The organism is Arthrobacter sp. zg-Y20, from assembly GCF_030142075.1.
In the GTDB taxonomy this organism is placed as follows: Bacteria; Actinomycetota; Actinomycetes; order Actinomycetales; family Micrococcaceae; genus Arthrobacter_B.
On sequence record NZ_CP126241.1, the window covers coordinates 3,508,514 to 3,526,984 of the forward strand.

Sequence of the window (18,471 nt, forward strand, 5' to 3'; positions counted from 1 at the left end):
CGCTCCGGCGGCCCGCAGAACAGTCATCATCCCCCGGGAAAGATCGTTACAGTGGGAGTATGGCCCATCCCGTACCGAGCGCCCCGAAACGGACCCCGTTGACAGCGTCAATGGGCGTCGCCGGTGCGCATACGGTACATGCCCCCCTTCCCACCGTCGAAGAGGTTTCGGCCGGCGGAATTGTGGTGGATACCTCCGCGGAGCAACTGCCAGTGGCCATCATTGCCCGGCTCAACCGCGGCGGACGCCTGGAGTGGTGCCTGCCCAAGGGCCACCCCGAGAACGACGAGGACAGCCCGACGGCGGCCATCCGGGAGATTGCCGAAGAAACCGGCATTGACGGCCGGATCCTGACCGCGCTGGGCAGCATCGACTACTGGTTCACGGTCAGTGGACACCGCGTCCACAAAACGGTGCACCACTTCCTGCTGCAGGCCTGCGGCGGAAACCTGACCATTGAAAATGATCCGGACCATGAGGCCGTGGACGTAGCCTGGGTTCCGCTGGCCGAACTGGGCCGCAGGCTGTCCTTCCCCAATGAGCGGCGGATCGCCGACCTCGCCCGCGAGATCCTTCCCCGCTACCTCTGACCGGTGCGGACGGCGGTGCTGCGCCGCTCCGGTTGAGTCATTCGGGACCGGAAGTGAGAACATAGGGTCACGATGGCCGAAAAGACTATAGCCCCCAGTACCGCGCGCTCCAGCGCCGTGATGGCAGCGGGCACGCTGGTTTCCCGCATCCTTGGACTCATCCGGACAGCGCTGCTGGCAGTCGCCATCGGCAACACCGCGCTGGTCTCCGACATCTTCGTTTCGGCCAACGTGCTGCCGAACTTCATCTATCTGCTGGTGGCCGGCGGGATCTTCAACGCCGTCCTGGTCCCGCAAATCATTAAGGCCAGCAAGCAGCCGGACCGCGGCTCGGAGTATGTATCCCGGATCCTTACCCTCAGCCTGCTGGTGCTGGCCTGCCTTGCCGCACTCGCCACCCTCGCCGCGCCGCTGATCCTGCCCATGGTCACCTCCATGAACGCGGACCAGCTGCCGCTGGCCATCACGTTCGCCTACTGGCTTTTCCCGCAGATTTTCTTCTACGGCGCCTACGCCGTGATCGGGCAGACCCTCAATGCCAACGGGAGATTCGGCGCCTACATGTGGGCTCCCGTAGTGAACAACATTGTGGCTATTGCCGGCCTGCTGCTGTTCATCACGGTGGTCGGCCGGGAAGGAACCACTGAGTTCTCCCCGGATACGTGGACCAGCCAGGCCACCATGATCCTGGCCGGCAGCACCACGCTGGGCGTCGCCCTCCAGGCCGCTGTCCTCGTTTTCCCGCTGCGCCGCCTGGGCCTTGGCCTTCGTCCCTCCTTCGGGCTGCGCGGCGTCGGACTCCGGCAGACCGGCAGGGTGGCCAAGTGGACCATCCTGACCATGCTGATCGGCAACGGGACGTACCTGGCCTACACAAAGGTGGCAACCATAGCCACCGACGCGCGGCCGGAATTCCGGGCCATGGGACAGGAAATAGCGGGCTACGCGAACCTCGAAACGGCGGCGATGCTGTACATCATCCCGCATTCGGTCATCACCCTTTCGCTGGCCACCGTCCTGTTCAACAGCATGTCCCGCGCGTTCACCGAGAAGGACTACGACGCCGTGCGGGCCACCCTGTCACAGGGGCTGCGGGCCATCGGAGTGGCCACGGTGTTCTGCTCCGCCGTGCTGATTGTCCTCGCCGGACCCATCAGTGTCTGGTTCAGCGGCGGTTCGAATGTATCCGCCGCCCTGCAGGCCCAAGTCCTGGTGCTGCTTGCCGCGTCCGCGCCGTTCCTTAGCGCCACGTTCCTGATGAACCGCGCCTTCTACGCCAACGAAGACGCCAAAACCCCGCTGGTAATGCAGATCATCCTCTCTGCTTTCGGGTTGATGCTGGCGTTGGCGGCCGCCGCGCTGCCGGCGGACCAGATCATCTTCGGCCTGGCTATCGCCTATTCGCTGGGCAATGTCGCCGCCGTCATCGTCAGCCACATCTACCTCAAGCGGAGTTTGGGGAACTACGGCGCCGGACAGGTGGTGGACGTGCATATCCGCTTGGTGCTGGCTGCCATGGGTGCCGCCGGCGTCGGTTCGGTCGCCCTCGGCCTGCTGGGCGGTTATGCGGTGGACGGCTTCGCCTGGCAGTCGCTGCCCTCGGCCACCGCGGTCCTGGTGGTCTGCGGCCTGCTGATGGCCGGGACCTACTTCCTGCTGCTGCGGGTACTGAAAGTTGCCGAGCTCGATGCGTTCCTGAAACCCGTCCTTGCCAAACTCCGCAGGACTCCCTAAAGTCCCGACTCCGGCTTTGCGCACCGGCGCAGGTAGCATGGGAACAAAGCAGGCAGTTCAGGGCAGCGGTGGGCTGCCGCGTACCTTGTCCGTGAATGAACATCCGAATACGCAACTGTCAGCCCGGCTGACGCAGTCTTATTGCCGTTTTCATTGGAGGAACACGTGCCACAGTCGGTAGACGTCGGGTCAGTACTGGGCGGCCGCTACAAGGTGACCGCCCAGGTGCTCGCCTCAGCGGAACAGGATCTGGTGCTGGACGGTGTGGACCAGGTGCTGAACCGTTCGGTCAGCATCCTCGTAGCTGCGCCCGTGAACGCAAGCCAGGTTTCGGCCAGCGCCCGTGAAATCGCCACCGGTGAACGCCACGGCAGTGTGCAGGTCCTCGACCTGGGCGTCAGTGACGGCCGCACCTACCTCGTGACCAACACCGCCAATGCCGTGGACCTGCTGGACCTGGTGATCGAGCGTGACGCTCCGTACGTTGAGCCGTTCTTCACCGACACGCTGGGATCGGAAATCTTCGGTATGCCCCGTTCCCGGGAGCCGGAGAAGGTGGAAGAGGACCGGTACGTAGAAGAAGAGGACCGCGCTCCCCGCCGTCCCCTGCTCTCCGGGGCGCACAAGCCCAAGCTGCCCAAGTTCGGGCGCTCCGGCGCGGTTGCCGGCACCGTTGCCGGTGCCGAGTCCGCCGCGGCGGCCCGGGACCTGGAATTCGGGTCGGCATCCGATGCCCCTGCGGAAGCGGCCACCGGCGGCGCCAATGTTCCCCCGCCGCCCGCCGCCCGCCCGCGCGGCGGGGCCGCGCGCAGCCCGAAGGTCACCAAATGGGCAGAGGAAGAGCCGCAGGCTGTCCCCGTCCCCGAGCGTCCGGCAAGGCCCGCGTCCAACTTTCCCAAGTCAATGCTGGCCTCCGGCCACTACGACGACGATCCGTACCATGCCGCCGGCTATGACGACGGCGGTGACGACACGGACGAGGACTACGACACTGACGAAAAACCGAACCGGAAGCCCGGACGCGTCCTGATCGGTGCAGTGCTCAGCCTGGTGCTGGTGCTCGCCGTCGTGCTCGCCGTGAGCCAGCTGGGCAAGATGGGCGACCTCTTCGGGTCCGACACCGAAGCCGGGCCAGCCCCCGAGGTGACCACCGAAGCCCCTGCTGCTCCCCAGGCCAGTGCCGCACCCGCTGCCCCGGCACCGGAAGTCTCCGGCATCACCCGGTTTGTACCGGGCAACCCGCAGCTGGATTCTGCCAACGACGCCGCCCTGCCGCAGATCATTGACGGCAACCCCTCGTCCTACTGGTCCAGCTATGTGTACGCCAGCGACACCTTCGGCGGACTGGCCCCGAGCCTGGCACTGGTAGTGGATCTGGGCGCCGAATCGGCTGTCAGCGAGGTCAAGATCACCCAGCTCAACGGCACCGGCGGCTCCTTCTCGGTGATGCTAAGTGACACCCCGGACCTGGACGGTGCGGTGCCGGTGGCCCAGAGCGGCTTCACCGGGCCCACCACCAGCATCCCCGTCCCCCAGACGGACGGCGCGCCGGCCACCGCCCGCTACGTCATCGTCAACTTCACGCAGCTGCCCCGGCTCAGCGGGGTCCAGGCTGCATATCCCTGGGGCCTGAGGATCGCCGAAATCGGCGTGTCCTAACCCGTTTCCGCCGTGCCGGTTCCGAACCGGGCGCCCGGGCCGCCGCATCGCGGAGCGGGCGTGTCCCCGGCACGGCCGTCGGAATAAGCTGGACCCGGCATTGGTTGTGCCGGGTGATCCACTCGGACCGGACTCCTGCTCCGTTCCGCAAATCAAGTTCTACAAGGAAGAGGTTCACCGCCCCGTGAGCACCGAAAACCCCGTTGCCACCGACGGCGCCGCTGCCGGCGACGTCCGGGATGTCATCATCGTCGGCTCCGGCCCCTCCGGCTACACCGCCGCCATCTACACGGCGCGCGCCAATCTGTCGCCGTTGGTCATCGCCGGCTCGGTTACTGCCGGCGGTGAACTCATGAACACCACCGAGGTGGAGAACTTCCCGGGCTTCCCCGAGGGCATCATGGGCCCGGACCTGATGGCGAACTTCGAGAAGCAGGCCGACCGCTTCGGCGCGGAGATCCTGTTCGAAGACGTGACCGAGGTGGAGCTTTCCGGCGACATCAAGCGCGTGACAATCGGCACCGGTGAAACCTTCCTTGCCCGCGCCGTCATCATCTCCACCGGCTCCGCCTACCGCGAGCTCGGCCTGAAAGATGAAAAGCGCCTCTCCGGCCGCGGTGTCAGCTGGTGCGCCACCTGCGACGGTTTCTTCTTCAAGGGACAGGACATCGCCGTGATCGGCGGCGGCGACTCTGCCCTGGAAGAAGCGCTGTTCCTCACCAAGTTCGCTGCCTCCGTGACCCTGGTCCACCGCCGCGACTCGCTGCGTGCCTCCAAGATCATGCAGGAACGGGCCCTGAACCACGAGAAGATCCGCTTCGCCTGGGACTCCGAGGTCGCGGCCATCCACGGCGCTGACAAGGTCACCGGCCTGACCCTGCGCAACACCAAGGACGGGTCCGAATCGGAGCTGCCGGTCACCGGTGTCTTCGTCGCCATCGGCAATGACCCCCGCACGGACCTGGTCCGCGGGCAGCTGGAACTCACCGAAGAGGGCACCATCGCCGTCCTGGGACGCACTTCCAAGACCTCCCTGCCGGGTGTCTTCGCCGCCGGCGACGTCATCGATCCCACCTACCGCCAGGCCATCACCGCCTCGGGTTCCGGTTGTGTGGCCGCCGTCGACGTCGAACACTTCCTTGCCGATCTCGGGCCCTCGGTTCCCACCGCGGCCGAGGTTCCCACCCCGCCGTCGGAGGCCGTCTCCGAACACGCCGCCCTCTAGATTCGATCCCCCAAGGAGATACAAAAATGAGCAGTGCAAAAGCAGTAACCGATGCTTCCTTCGGCACCGATGTCCTGACGTCCGAGAAGCCCGTCATCGTGGACTTCTGGGCCGAGTGGTGCGGTCCGTGCCGGATGCTTTCCCCGATCCTGGACGACATCGCGGCGCAGTACAGCGACAAGGTGGACGTTGTGAAGGTGAACGTGGACGAGAACCCGGCCATTGCCGCACAGTACGGCATCACCTCCATTCCCGCCGTCTACGTATTCCAGGGCGGTGAGGTTGCCGCGACGTCGATCGGCGCCAAGCCGAAGCAGGTCCTGGAACAGGAATTTGCGGCCTTCCTGAAGTAAATATCCATGACTGTGCACGGCGAGAGCCTGCGGAGGCTGGATGCCGGCCGGCGCGTGGTAACGCTTCGTGAAGCGTTGCTGCGGGCCGGCGTCAGCCTGTCCTATCTGGCACCGGACTCCGTAAACGACCCTTCCATCTTCGACGACCACGTTGACGCTGCCGTGCGCGCGTTTCAGCAGAGCCGCGGCCTGATCGTCGACGGCGTAGCCGGCCCCGACACCCAGCGGGCCCTGCAGGAGGCACAGTTCCGGTTCGGGGACCGCACCCTGAGCTATGTTGAGGACGCGCAGCTGCGCGGCGACGACGTCGCCGAACTGCAGCGCCACCTCTCCCACCTCGGGTTCTACTACGGACATATTGACGGCAGTTTCGGTGTACGCACCCGCTACGCTGTGGCCGAACTGCAGCAGAACCTCGGGTTGCCCGGCAGCGGCGTCTGCGACGGGGACACCATGACCGCCATGTCGCGGGTGAACCGTGCCATTTCCCCGAGCCAGGCGTTTGCGCTGCGGGATTACGAGCGTTTGGACCGCTCCACTGCCGCGCTGCGCGGACGCCTGATTTCCGTTAACATAGGCCGTTCCCGGAAAGTGTCACCGCACGTGAAGGAACGCCTCACAGGTGATCCGCTGACTGAAGTGCTCATCACCACCGACATTGCCGGCCGGGTGGAACGGATCCTGCGCGAGTTCGGTGCCCGGCTGGTTCCCCAGGCCGCCGATGCCGGTGCCGGATCGCGGTCCACCAGTCCGAGCCTGAACCTGGACATTCACTGCGACTGGCTGGACCAGCAGGCTGCGTCCGGCATTGCCGCCTACTACTGGGGCCTGCCCGGTACCGGCGAAGCCCGCTCCCCCATCGGGCATCGGGCTGCCGTGCTGCTGATGAAGGAACTCGGTGCCCGCACGGATATGGACAATCTGGGAGTCCATGCCCGGACCTGGGACACGCTTAAGCTGCCGGGAGTACCGTCCGTCGGGTTGGATCTGGGCTACCTGAGTAACGCACACGACGCCGAGCGGCTCGCGGATCCGGTCTTCCGGCAGACCGTGGCGGACTCCATCGTGATCGGCATCCAGCGGCTGTACTTGATGGAAGAAGAGGATCAGCCCACGGGCACCCTCGCTCTGGACGACGTACTGAGGTTCAACCCGATGGAAGAGCCAGCCCGGCGCGTGTCCGGTCTATAGGCGCCCTGTCTTCCGCCTCCGGGTTTCCCCGGGAAACGCCCCTGCCGTGTTGCGGTTAGGGGCGTTTTTGCGCCGTGCTCCTGCCTTCCCAACACCGTTGAGTTGAGTACGCGGAATCATCCGGCGCTGGCTGCGGAACCGCCGGGCCAGGGGCTGGATTCCAGCTCCGCCAGGACAAAGCCCTGCCGGTTTCCTTCTGCACCCTCCGGACTGCGGTCCAGGCTGGCCACTTCCTGGAAGCCGACGCGCTGGAGCGCCGCGAGGACCTCCGGAACAGCGTGAAGGCATGCGGTCATCTCAACACTGTGTCCGTACGCATTGGTAATCCTCCGCCGTCCCGAACCTGCCTGGAATCCCAGGAGCAGCACGCCGCCGGGCCGCAGGACACGCCGGAATTCACCGAAGATACCTGCCAGCTCCTCCGGGGGTGCGTGGATTATCGAGTACCACGCCAGCAACCCGTGAAAGGACCGCGGCGCATAAGGCAGCGCTGCGAGATCCGCGGCCAGGATTCGGCGGTTCGGGTGCACGTTCCGTGCAATGGCCGCCATCCCCTCCGATAAGTCGCATCCCTGGATCACCAACGGCTGCTCATTCCCCTGTGCCAGTGTGTCCAGGTAGGTGATCATCCGGCCCGTCCCGCAGCCCGCGTCCAAGACCTCCGCGCCCGCGGGCAGTAACGCCGTGAATTTCCGGATCAGCGCCAGGTCCGTATCCCGCTCGGGACCGCCCGCCCCTCCCGGAACCTGGACCACTTGGGCGTATGTGCCCGCAACGACGTCGTAGGCCGCCTTGATAATGTCCTTATCCCGCATCGGCCCAACCTACCCCGATTCCGCCGTCGCCTATAGTTCTGGGTAAGCCGCCGGCCTGCCGGACCGGATGGGGGTCTATGTTGGGGGAACTGCATGCCGGACCAGCTCTACGAAAATCCGCGCCTGGCCGCGATCTACGACGCCTTGGATCCAGACCGCAGCGATCTGGTCCCCTACCTCTTCATGGTGCGCGAATTCGACGCACGGACGGTCGTGGACTTAGGCTGCGGGACCGGTGTGCTGGCGCTGGAGCTGGCCGGACTCGGGCTGGCTGTGACCGCCGTGGACCCGGCGGGCGGGTCCTTGACGGTGGCCCGCGGTAAACCCGGCGCCGAAAGGATTCGCTGGATTCACGGTGACGCCTCTGCGCTTCCGGCGGCATTCGCCGACATGGTGCTGATGACCGGGAATGCCGTCCAGGCGGTTACTGACGAACTGCACTGGGGAACGTTGCTTGATCACGTGCACCAGGCCCTGATGCCCGGCGGCCGATTTGTCTTCGAAACCAGGGACCCCGACCATCGTGCCTGGGAAACATGGACCGAGGACTCAACCCGGCGGATCACTGCCATTGACGGGGTTGGAGAAATTGAGAGCTGGGTCGAGATAACGGATGTCTCCCCATCTCTGGTCAGCTTTCGCTGGACCTACGTCTTCGGCAGTGACGGGCAGCGCCTGACCTCCGATTCCACGCTCCGGTTCCGGAGTGCCGACGAGGTTCGGCTCAGTCTGCAGGCCCACGGTTTCGAGGTGGAGGGCATTCGGGATGCACCGGACAGGCCCGGCAAGGAACTCGTTTTTGTAGCCCGGAAACCCATGGGGTCCAAGTGCTAGGGGCGACGGCGAAGGCCACTCTTTCTCCTAATGAACGTGCCGTTGCCGCTATGACCCGCGCTGAGCCGTTCCTCGTTGATGTACTGCCGGCCCTCGAGGCCGTGCCGGGCATGCAGCCCAGCACGATACTGGTTGCCGGTCCCTTACTGCCATGGGTCCGGTATACCGGGATTCAGCGACTGGCCATTATCGGGGCGGCGCTCTTTGAAGGACTCGCCGCGACACCCGAAGAGGCCGACACCCGGCTGCGGTCCGGCGCTATCCGGCTTGGGTCTTGCCATGAGCACGGCTCCGTAGGGTCCCTCACCGGCGTTTGCACGGCCTCCATGCCGGTCCTTGTGGTGCGCGACGCGGCTTCCGGTACCACCACCACGTGCCGGATGAATGAGGGCCCTGGTGCTCATGCCCTGACCTTCGGTTCCACCGGGGACGCGGTGTATGCCAACCTGGCCTGGATCAGGGACAAAGTAGCCCCGGCCCTCGGTGCAGCGGTCCGTGATAGTCCCATTCCGTTGCTTCCCATCATGGCCCGTGCCCTGGCCGACGGTGATGATCTGCACGGGCGGCAGCAGTCCGCCGGACGTATCTTCCACCACGCGGTGCGCGACCGTGTGGTTGCCGGCGGCCGGCAACCGGAGGAACTGCTGTCCTATCTGGAAACCGCAGCGTTCCACTTCCTGCATATCGCCATGGCCGCCGCTAAAGCCATCTCTACAGCAGCCGAGGGGGTGCCAGGCAGCACTGTAGTCACCGCCATGGCGATGAACGAGAGGGAGTTCGGCGTGAGAGTATCGGGGGCACCCGGCGTCTGGTTCCGTGCGGCATTGCCTCCCCTCGCGCCGTTCCGCGGCGTACTGCAAGCTCCGTGGACTCCCGAGGACCTCGGTTACGGCGGCGGAGACAGCCTGCTCATGGAAACACTGGGGATGGGTGGCGCGGCCGCTGCCGCAGCCCCCTCGCTGACGCGGGTATCGGTAGGCAGCGTCGAAGCCATGAAGCGCTTGACTGCCTCTCTGTATTCGGTGACGGTGACTGAGCATCCGATCCTTCGGATCCCTTCCCTTGGCAGGGGCATTCCGTGGGGGCTGGACAGCGCCGCCGTCACCGCACACGGGCTGGTTCCCCCGGTGCATTTGGGCGCCACGCTGCGTACCGGCGGGCTGGCCGGGGCCATGCTGTTCACGCCGCCCCTCCAGCCCTTCATAGACGCGACGAAGTCTTTACACGATTCCGCTGGAGCGCGCAACGGTACGGGGGTGGACCTGGTTGAATAGGGCCAACGCTCGTTTGTTCACACTCGCGGCGGTGCTCCTGTTGTTTGTGTAGGCATTGTTTGCGGGAGTGAACTAGATCGACGATGGGGACACTCCACCGGACTCGGCGTTTCCTGATGTTCCGCCGGGCACCGCTGTGGAGGGCATAGAGCTGGAGTGTGGATCCGGCGGGTGCTGGCGGGAAATGGTTATCCCGGTAGATTCGGCGGCAGCGGCCACTGAAATAATCAATGCCATGGACCTGGCTGAGGAGCGCTGCGGTGCCAGGAACATCCTGACATTCAGCAGGATCTGCACTGGAGCAACCACTACAGCGATGAAGTCCGCGTCTACCTCGGATACGGCTATTAGGTAGTTGCTCCTGATACATGTTCATGCCGTGCTGGCTCCCCAGCATGCCATCCGCGTTGAGGGTTGGCGCCACTGCGGTGTTGCATGGGTGCCGCCACTACGCCACCAGGCAGTCACTGCCACACGCAGACAGAAGCCGGCGTGCCAGTCGGTGCGAAATCGTTGGTCCCTCACCTGTATCACTGGAACCGTTTCACGTGAAACACGCGAGGCTGTTGACGGTGTACCCGAGCTCGCGGGATGCTTCGGATCAGCCCCGACACCTCTCGGATAGCCGTTTCACGTGAAACGTCACGTCTCGAAAGCTACAGCTGTAGCCGGCGCTGTAGTGGGCTGGATACTCACCAGAACTGACAATGCCAGGTCAACCAATAGCGAGAACCGTAGGATAAACGTCTTGGGCATCGCGGCCACGCCCGCCGGCAGGGTATCTAGTCTGTCGGATTCAGGCATGGCTGAGGCTGCTGCCTCGCGGCCGGGGCGTGGGGGCGCAATATCTCTGGCCCATACATCACCGGCCGGCGTTATGAATCGCGTCCGTCCATGCTGGCAGCGGCAGAGCTCCCGATGGGCATACCGCCCGGGATGAGTGCGGGCCCTGTGCACCTGATCGGGCCACCAACGGTGAGATATCCGTCCCGGCGCTGAGGGCGGCATCTGAAAGTTTTGGACCCGCAAAGTCGGCATTCGTTGGGAGGCAGTGCTGCGTCGAGTAATCAGCAACTGGGAGAAGAACTACGCCCGGGCAGCCCGGGGTATCCACTGTAACCGCGACCAGCCTCGGGGGCAGCCTAGGACACAATCACGGTGAGTGGGTAACCCGAGCACGCTTGCCCGGCGGTACGTTTCACGTGAAACAAAAGAACAGCCCAGCATCGACTCCCGTCGCGATAGCCCCTGTCGGCATGGCTCAGGAGACAAGCCGATACGCTGCCACCAGGGCTGCACACCCCTGCCCCCCTCCGTGGCGTACCGGCAGCCTGGACTCACCAGAACAATAGGCAGGCCTCACATTGCTCAAGTAACAACCCGGGAGAACCAGCCCGCACACCGGTGCTCTCAACCTGCCACGTTGAAACGTACACGAATACGGCCGCCCGCTCCGGCACCGATTCACGCTTGACCCCCCACGGATGTTGAGCAGCCACGATAGGAGCAGTACCACGACACCCTAGAGGAGCAGCATCGAACTCAGCCCGCAGCCGGGGCCGAACCTTTCATGTTTCACGTGAAACCGGCCCTTAACGCGCTGCCGAAAGCACTGTCACTGTTGCGTGACGCCGCCGTAATCGAGCGGCTCGGCTACTGCCCTCGTTCTGTGGGGACGGACTGGATAAGCGGGAAGGCCCGAGCGGTTTGAACATAGTGCGACGTTGGCGGCGGAGCCGCACCCGACTGTTTTCGTAGACCGTGGTGGAATCAACCAATACGGTGTGCTTCTGGCTGCTCTGTACGCCAGACGGAACGGTGGGAGTGCATGGCGCGCTATGCGCGATCGGCATACTAAGCGGGGAGGACAGGGCCTTCACCCGGCGAGCCATCGAAGCCGGGATTCACCAGGAGGACGTCACGAGTGCAGTTCTGCTATCTACACACCGACCGGCTCGACGCAGCCTTGCCCCGGCCTGGGCCGGGGCGGCCCGGCCCAAGAAGATGTTTCACGTGAAACGGACCAAAATCCTTGAGGAGGCGCCGCCAACGTTCTGAGTTGCCGCGGGCGGCCTGCCCGGGTGACGGTCAGGGAGGTGCCGACGGTAGGCCCCGAGCGGGCCTGGGGGTCCAAACCTTCCGCCAAATCCGAGAACTTACTGAAGCGCAGCGCGCATGTTGGCGACATGCCGGCTGCACCGCTGAACCGCATTCTCGCTGGCAGGGAACAGCTACTCCCCACCGCAGCCGCTCCTATGCAACCCTTGGAGTGACGGGACTGAAGGAAGCCGCATGGCACCATCGCCGCTAGGCCGACGTATGCCGCAACGACCCTTCACCGGGCCCGCCCAGGTTTCACGTGAAACACATTCTCAGCGCACCGCGCCGCGGCTCACAATCGGCACGGTAAACGAAAGTACCAAGGCCCTGGGCAATCCCGGCGTGGGACAGGATAGGGGCCGATGTTCCACGTGGAACATCGGCCCCTATTCGAGCGAGCCAGTCGTTCGACTGCTAGCGGCAGTTCCTAACGTCAGTCAACCGTCGGGGTAAGTACACCCATGATGCGGTTCAGGTCGTCAACGCTGGCAAACTCGATGCTGACTTTTCCCTTCCGGGCACCTAGGGTGATCTTCACGTTGGTGTCGAGACGGTCCGAAAGCGAGGTAGCCAGGTAATCCAGGCGCTCGTGGCGTGCTCCAAGCTTCGGCTTCGCTGACTTTGCCGGCTTGCGGATCCCGTCAGCCAACGAGACGATCTCCTCGGTGGCCCGCACGGAGAGTCCCTCAGCAACAATTTTCTGTGCCAGCTTCTCCATTTCCGCCGGGTCTCCCAACCCAAGGAGTGCGCGTGCATGGCCAGCTGATAGGATGCCCGCGGCCAATCGGCGCTGCACGAGCGGGGGCAGCTTCATCAACCGAAGTGTGTTGGTTACCTGTGGACGCGACCTGCCAATTCGGTCAGCCAGCTCCTCGTGCGAGCATTCGAAATCGTCCAGGAGCTGCTGGTAGGCCGCTGCCTCTTCCAACGGATTCAGTTGGCTGCGGTGGAGGTTCTCCAGGAGGGCGTCACGGAGCAGGTCCACGTCCTGCGTGGAACGGATAATGGCTGGCACTGCGTCCAGGCCGGCCGCACGGGATGCACGCCAGCGGCGCTCACCCATAACCAACTCGTACGGGTGCTCTGCATCATCCTCGGGTGACGGACGGACGACGATCGGCTGTAGTACACCGATTTCCCTGATGGAGTGAACAAGTTCGGCCATGTCGTCTTCATCGAAGACGGAGCGGGGCTGTTTGCGGTTGGGATGAATGGAATCGATGGCAAGCTCGGCAAAGGTCGCACCAGGCACCTGCACCAATTCGGTACTGGACTGCGGGTCTGAGCCCAATGTTTCACGGGAAACATCCGAGCCTACCGCCGTTTCATCCGCGCTGACGGCAGATTCCTGCGAGCTGGCGGCGCCAGACGCGGCGTCAGACTCTGTCCGGGCTTGGACGGCCTCCATGGGGCCTCCCGGCGCCTCACCGGCCTCGCTACGTGACTGCCGCGCAGCGGCACCCCGGGAGGCCTTTACTGCGCGCTTAGCTGCAGCAGTGCCACTCGCGTCCGTCGCCTTCGGTCGGACGGAAGGAACAGTGGCAACCTCCTCCGCCGCCCCCTGCGCCCCGGCTGCACGAGCTGCCGTACGCGGTGCCGAACTGCGCGTGGTGGACTTTTTGGCCGGCCCACGCAGTGCTTCTTTGTTTATGCCCGCTCCACGCCGCGGCCCGGCGGCGGAAGACGTACGGGGCTCGTCGGCTGCGGCGAAAAACAGGTCAACAGGACGTCCGGCAGCAACGGATCCCTGGGTGGAGGTTGCAATTTCTTCCGGCTCCGCACTGCTAGGAATCAAAGCTCCCAGACCGCGGCCCAAACCACGACGCTTTTCGGCCATGGGTAAGTCCTTCCCTTATGCACACTTCAAGCTGCATGGATTGATTGTGAGAGTAGTCTAAGGCGCGGCGCCGTGCTGGCAGCCGAACCGACTCGGGGTGTCCCTAAGCGCGCTGGGCGATTTCGGCGGCTGCCTCAAGGTATGAAAGCGCGCCGCTCGAGGACGGATCGTAAGTCATAACGGTCTGCTGGTAGCTCGGCGCCTCGGAAATGCGCACGGACCGGGGAACAACAGCGCCCAGAACCTGCTCCGGGAAGTGCTCCCGAACCTCTGCGGCAACCTGCGCCGCCAAGTTGGTCCTGCCGTCGTACATGGTCAGCAGAATAGTGGAAACAACCAGATCGGCGTTGAGGTGCTTCTGGATCATCTCAATATTCTTGAGCAGCTGGCTTAGTCCCTCGAGGGCGTAGTACTCGCACTGGATCGGAATCAGGACCTCGCGGGCAGCAACAAAGGCATTCACCGTAAGGAGCCCGAGGCTGGGCGGGCAGTCAATGAAGATATAGTCGAGGCGTTCCAGCCCCTGCTTCTCCCGCTCCGCCGCATATACATCGATGGCCCGGCGGAGACGCTGTTCCCGCGCGACGAGTGAAACGAGCTCGATTTCGGCGCCGGCAAGGTGGATCGTCGCCGGTGCGCAGATGAGGTTGCTGATGTCAGGGCACGGAGCAACAACGTTGGCCAGCGGCAGATCGTCAATCAGGACATCGTAGATGCTCTCTACCTCGGCGCGGTGGTCAATCCCCAGCGCCGTGGAGGCATTTCCCTGGGGATCAATATCAATCACCAAGACATTTTGCCCCGCAGTGGCCAAAGCCGCGGCAAGGTTCACCGTGGTAGTGGTCTTCCCCACGCCGCCTTTTTGATTACTCACGGTCATAATCCGGGTCTGTGCCGGCCGCGGCAGGACGCGTCCCCGCAACTTGTCGCGCCGGCGGTTCTCACTGGCCAGTTCCCGCGCCAGCGGCGTGCTCTCGTCCATCAAATCCATAACGTCTACCGATGTCGACACAGGAGCGGCTTCACCGGATACACCACCTTCGATAGCTTGGGGCGCCGGCACCGGTTCGGCCTCGGGGGCCGGCACAAGTTCGGCACTGCTTTCAGTTTGGGCGGGCTCCTGCGGCTCCGGGACCACTGTTTCACGTGAAACTTCAGCACGGGGAGCTGCAGCAGCTTCTGGAGCTGCAATCAATTGCGGTTGCTTCCTGCCGAAAGAGGCGGACAGGGCCGAACCGAGTGCGGCGAAAGGAGGAATTCGTTTTGCGGCAGAATCGCGCACACTCACCTGGTCATGCTCACTTTCCAACATAAAGCGTTAAGGCATTAGTTCATCTAGCCTATCCGCTTGCCGGCCAATCTCCGTGACCGGCGAGGGTGTGTGCATCCAGCGGCGGTGTCGCGCGGGTCACCCTACGGAAATACGCACAACAGTGGTGGGTTCTTCCAGGAGGTCGGCGCCTGCCGTGACGACGGCTGTGTCCCGCCCGCCGAGCTTCCGGATGGCCTTGGCGGCCTTCTGGACCTCCTCTTCGGCGCTGCGTCCCTTGATGGCCAGGACCTGGCCTTTTCCGTGCAGCAGGGGCACAGTCAGACCCGCCAATCCGCCCAGTGCGGAGACGGCCCGGGCTGTGGCCACATCCACGTTCACATCGTCGACTACCTGCTCTGCACGCCCGCGGAGAACCCGTACGTTGTCCAGCTCCAGGTCTTCAATGACCTCGTTCAGCCAGATCACGCGCCGCTCCAACGGCTCGATCAGGGTCATGGAGATGTCTGGGCGGGCTATGGCCAGGCACAGCCCGGGCAGTCCTGCGCCGCTGCCTACGTCTGCAACGGACGCGTTCGCCGGGATGAGCTCCGCGACCACGGCGCAGTTAAGCACGTGCCTGCTCCACAGCCTTGGAACCTCGCGGGGGCCCAGGAGGCCGCGCTCCATCCCTGACGTTGCGAGGTGCTCCACGTACCTTCCGGCCAGGTCCAGGCGGTCACCGAAGATTTTCCGGGCGGCATCCTGCTCTGCGGGCGTTGATTCAACCACTTACTTGATATTCCTTGTCTGCGCTGCGGGCGGGATAACTAGGATGCAGGCAGGGAAACGACGATGTGGCGGTCTGCGCCTTCACCCTCGGATTCGCTGGCCAGTCCAAGGTCGGCCACTGCGTCGTGGACTATCTTCCGCTCGTAGGCGCTCATGGGTGCCAGGGCCACGGCTTCTCCGGCGGCCTTGGCCCGCTGCACCGCGTCCTCGGCAATGGACTGCAGCTGCTCGCCGCGTTCCGTCCGGTACCCGGTAATGTCCAGGACCAGGCGGGACCGGTTCTCGGTAGCCGTCAGCACCGAGAGACGCGCCAGTTCCTGAAGGGCCTCCAGCACTTCCCCGTCGCGTCCCACCAAAGCCTGCAGCGCGGCGTCGTCGCCCTCTTCACTGACGATGGAGATGTAAGTGCGTCCGTTGCGGACCTCAATGTCGATATCTCCGTCGATATCGGCAATATCCAGGAGCTCTTCCAGATAGTCCGCCGCGACGTCGCCCTCTTCTTCGAGCCGTCCGCCGCGTGCCGTTACCGGCTCGGGTACGACGTCGTCAGCTGCCTCAGCCGGTACCGCGGGATCATCAATGCGCTCGGTGCTCATCTCTTTTTCCTGTTCTTCCGCTGGGGCTGGACACGCTGGACCTTGGCGGCGGCAGGGACCTCAACGGGTTCCGCGCCCTTCTTCTCACCCAGCAGCGGCGTCATAGGCAGGCCCTTGCGGGCGCGGCGCTCAGCAAGTGCCTTGGCGGCCGGCGAACCCGGGGTGGGCATGCGGCGGATTACGAAGAACTGCTGCCCCATGGTCCACAGGTTGGTGGTGGTCCAGTAGATGAGCACACCGATGGGGAAGTTGATGCCGCCGACACCGAACACGAGGGGCAGTACGTACAGCATCATCTTCTGCTGGCGCATGAAGGGGCTGGCCAGGGCTTCTTCAGACATGTTCTTGGACATGATCTGCTTCTGCGTAATGAACTGCGAGGCCGTCATGGCCAGGATCATGATGATCGAAAGCACCACCACGGAGAGGTGCCCCTCGTCGCCGAAGCCGTGCAGCAGCGAGGAGGACAGCGGTGCGCCGAGGATCGTGGCCTCGTCAAACTGCTGGATTGCCTGGGAGGAGAGGGCGCCGATGTGCTCGCCGCCGGCACTGGCCTTGGATACACCGTTGAGCACCTGGAACAGGGCGAAGAAGAACGGCATCTGGATCAGCATGGGCAGGCAAGCCGCAAACGGGTTGGTCCCGTGCTTCTTGTACAGGGCCATCTGTTCCTGCGTCATCGCCTGGCGCGACAGCTGGTCCGTTTTGCCCTTGTACTTCTGCTGCAGCTTACGCAGGTCCGGCTGCAGCGACTGCATACCGCGCTGCGCCTTGATCTGCTTGACGAAAACCGGGATCAGCGCGGCGCGGATCACGATCACCAGACCGATGATGGACAGCGTCCACGTCCAACCGGATGCGGCATCCATCCCGAGGAAAACGAAACCCTCGTGGAAGATCCACATGATCCATGACACTACCCACTTAAAGGGGAACAGTATCGTCTCGAAGAAACCCATTTACTCTCCTCAGGCCGCCGAGCGGCTGTCTTCGTCAGCTGGAATCACGGGATGATTCAGCACAATGATCCTCGGGACCTTCTTTGTGTCCCAAATCCGGTGTCCCTCAGGTACGTGGTCCACCCCTCCGCCGTTCCACGGATGGCAGCGGATCAGCCGTCGGAAAGCCAGCCAGGAACCTTTAACGGCGCCGTGGACTGTGACTGCTTCGAGGGCGTAGGCGGAACATGAGGGGAAAAAGCGGCAGACCGGACCGTACAGCGGCGAGACGGTCTTCCGGTAGGCAATCAGCAGCCCGATGAGGACTGCGCGGGGGAGGTTCCAGACGAACCGGGCAACAGCAACCAAGGCCCTCAACGGATATGCTCCGGAGTCCCTCATTGCTGGCTCATCCTCCCTGTCTGGCTTGTTCGCGGCTTCGCGAGTTTGGCTATACAGGCGTTTAGGGCGCCCTGATAGTCGGCACTGAGGTCCTGCCACGACGCCGACGCTGATGCGGGCAACGCCCTCACCACCACATCCAGTCCGGACGGGTGGAATGCAAGACCCTGCGCGGCCGCTTCCCTCAGTCTTCTCTTAACGAGGTTGCGTGTCACCGCGTTCCCGACGGATTTGGACACAATGAAGCCTATGCGGGTCGGGTTCTCACCGGTAGGAACCGCATATAGCACTACGTTCCGGCGCCCACTTCGGGCACCGGAACGTACAGTACGGGAAAAGTCCGCCGATACCCTTACCCGGTTCCTTACGGCCAGCATTGGGACCACCTGGAATCCGGGATAGAGCTGCTGTAAGGCAGCATCGACAAACTTTGAGGTTATTTAGGCCGACAGTTCGGTACGGCCCTTGCCACGGCGTGCAGAAAGGATGGCACGGCCGGCACGGGTACGCATGCGAAGGCGGAAGCCGTGCTTCTTGGCACGACGGCGGTTATTCGGCTGAAAAGTCCGCTTGCTCACGGTAGTTACTCCAAGACAATCTTGAGTCGCGCCGGCACTTGTTGCGACAAGGGGGAAGAACAAGCGGCGCTTTTTTCATGTGTCTGTCTGTACTCGCCCGGACCTGGACCCTGATTTCCAGAACCCCTGCAGGGCATGTGTGAGTACAGATAGCAGACACAAAGGACTACTCAACGTTAGGTGAGACCGGGGCACCAGTCAAACCGGCGGTACACCGGTTGTGCACCGCGGTTTTTCAACACCTGTGGACAACTGCTGTGGGTATCCCCGCTCATCCGTCCCTGTGAAACAGCCGACAGGCCCG

Annotated in this window: 17 protein-coding genes; 8 read left to right on the plus strand and 9 right to left on the minus strand. The window is 63.9% G+C overall.

Going from position 1 to position 18,471, the window contains the following annotated elements; all coding sequences use genetic code 11:
* Positions 1-59: 59 nt before the first annotated feature.
* From QNO06_RS16880 to QNO06_RS16905, 6 genes are all read left to right on the plus strand, one after another.
* Entirely contained in the window at positions 60-590 is a 531-nt protein-coding gene (locus QNO06_RS16880) for an NUDIX hydrolase (protein WP_227912310.1), read from the plus strand.
* 72 nt (positions 591-662) lie between these two features.
* Positions 663-2,324 (plus strand): murein biosynthesis integral membrane protein MurJ, encoded by a 1,662-nt coding sequence (gene murJ / locus QNO06_RS16885; protein ID WP_227912313.1) that lies wholly within the window; start codon positions 663-665, stop codon positions 2,322-2,324.
* 165 nt (positions 2,325-2,489) lie between these two features.
* Positions 2,490-3,983, plus strand: coding sequence for a discoidin domain-containing protein (locus tag QNO06_RS16890; RefSeq protein ID WP_227912315.1), 1,494 nt, complete (start codon positions 2,490-2,492; stop codon positions 3,981-3,983).
* Positions 3,984-4,167: 184 nt separating this feature from the next.
* On the plus strand, positions 4,168-5,208 hold the full coding sequence (gene trxB, locus QNO06_RS16895; RefSeq protein ID WP_227912317.1) for a thioredoxin-disulfide reductase: 1,041 nt from the start codon (positions 4,168-4,170) through the stop codon (positions 5,206-5,208).
* 26 nt (positions 5,209-5,234) lie between these two features.
* Complete coding sequence (gene trxA / locus QNO06_RS16900) at positions 5,235-5,561, plus strand: thioredoxin (protein WP_227912318.1); 327 nt, start codon at positions 5,235-5,237, stop codon at positions 5,559-5,561.
* 6 nt (positions 5,562-5,567) lie between these two features.
* Positions 5,568-6,752, plus strand: coding sequence for a peptidoglycan-binding protein (locus QNO06_RS16905; RefSeq protein ID WP_227912319.1), 1,185 nt, complete (start codon positions 5,568-5,570; stop codon positions 6,750-6,752).
* Between the two features lie 116 nt (positions 6,753-6,868).
* Here QNO06_RS16905 and QNO06_RS16910 read toward each other — a convergent pair whose 3' ends face one another.
* Positions 6,869-7,567, minus strand: a complete 699-nt coding sequence (locus QNO06_RS16910) for a class I SAM-dependent DNA methyltransferase (protein WP_227912320.1) — start codon at positions 7,565-7,567, stop codon at positions 6,869-6,871.
* 93 nt (positions 7,568-7,660) lie between these two features.
* On the opposite strand from QNO06_RS16910, the gene QNO06_RS16915 reads away from it, so the two are divergent.
* Both QNO06_RS16915 and QNO06_RS16920 read left to right on the plus strand, forming a co-directional pair.
* Positions 7,661-8,401, plus strand: a complete 741-nt coding sequence (locus QNO06_RS16915; protein WP_227912324.1) for a class I SAM-dependent methyltransferase — start codon at positions 7,661-7,663, stop codon at positions 8,399-8,401.
* A 50-nt stretch (positions 8,402-8,451) separates the two neighbouring features.
* The gene (locus QNO06_RS16920; protein ID WP_227912326.1) at positions 8,452-9,675 is read left to right on the plus strand and encodes an oxamate carbamoyltransferase subunit AllG family protein; all 1,224 of its coding nucleotides are present in this window, start codon (positions 8,452-8,454) and stop codon (positions 9,673-9,675) included.
* Between the two features lie 2,533 nt (positions 9,676-12,208).
* Here QNO06_RS16920 and QNO06_RS16925 read toward each other — a convergent pair.
* The 8 genes from QNO06_RS16925 to rpmH form a co-directional block, all read right to left on the minus strand.
* Entirely contained in the window at positions 12,209-13,612 is a 1,404-nt protein-coding gene (locus QNO06_RS16925) for a ParB/RepB/Spo0J family partition protein (RefSeq protein ID WP_227912328.1), read from the minus strand.
* Positions 13,613-13,715: 103 nt separating this feature from the next.
* Positions 13,716-14,807 (minus strand): ParA family protein, encoded by a 1,092-nt coding sequence (locus QNO06_RS16930; protein ID WP_269437370.1) that lies wholly within the window; start codon positions 14,805-14,807, stop codon positions 13,716-13,718.
* 213 nt (positions 14,808-15,020) lie between these two features.
* Positions 15,021-15,653: a 16S rRNA (guanine(527)-N(7))-methyltransferase RsmG gene (gene rsmG, locus QNO06_RS16935; protein ID WP_227912330.1), complete on the minus strand. Its 633-nt coding sequence runs from the start codon at positions 15,651-15,653 to the stop codon at positions 15,021-15,023.
* A 38-nt stretch (positions 15,654-15,691) separates the two neighbouring features.
* Positions 15,692-16,249 carry a Jag family protein gene (locus tag QNO06_RS16940; RefSeq protein ID WP_227912332.1) on the minus strand — a complete coding sequence of 186 codons (558 nt, stop codon included), beginning with the start codon at positions 16,247-16,249 and terminating at the stop codon, positions 15,692-15,694.
* Positions 16,246-17,208 (minus strand): membrane protein insertase YidC, encoded by a 963-nt coding sequence (gene yidC, locus QNO06_RS16945; RefSeq protein ID WP_227912333.1) that lies wholly within the window; start codon positions 17,206-17,208, stop codon positions 16,246-16,248. Before yidC ends, QNO06_RS16940 begins: the two co-directional genes overlap by 4 nt.
* A 9-nt stretch (positions 17,209-17,217) precedes the next feature.
* On the minus strand, positions 17,218-17,589 hold the full coding sequence (gene yidD / locus QNO06_RS16950) for a membrane protein insertion efficiency factor YidD (protein WP_227912335.1): 372 nt from the start codon (positions 17,587-17,589) through the stop codon (positions 17,218-17,220).
* Positions 17,586-17,966: a ribonuclease P protein component gene (gene rnpA / locus QNO06_RS16955; protein ID WP_227912336.1), complete on the minus strand. Its 381-nt coding sequence runs from the start codon at positions 17,964-17,966 to the stop codon at positions 17,586-17,588. Before rnpA ends, yidD begins: the two co-directional genes overlap by 4 nt.
* 63 nt (positions 17,967-18,029) lie before the next feature.
* A complete protein-coding gene (rpmH, locus tag QNO06_RS16960) occupies positions 18,030-18,167 on the minus strand; it encodes a 50S ribosomal protein L34 (protein ID WP_022892375.1) in 138 nt (45 codons plus the stop codon).
* Between the last annotated feature and the right edge of the window lie 304 nt (positions 18,168-18,471).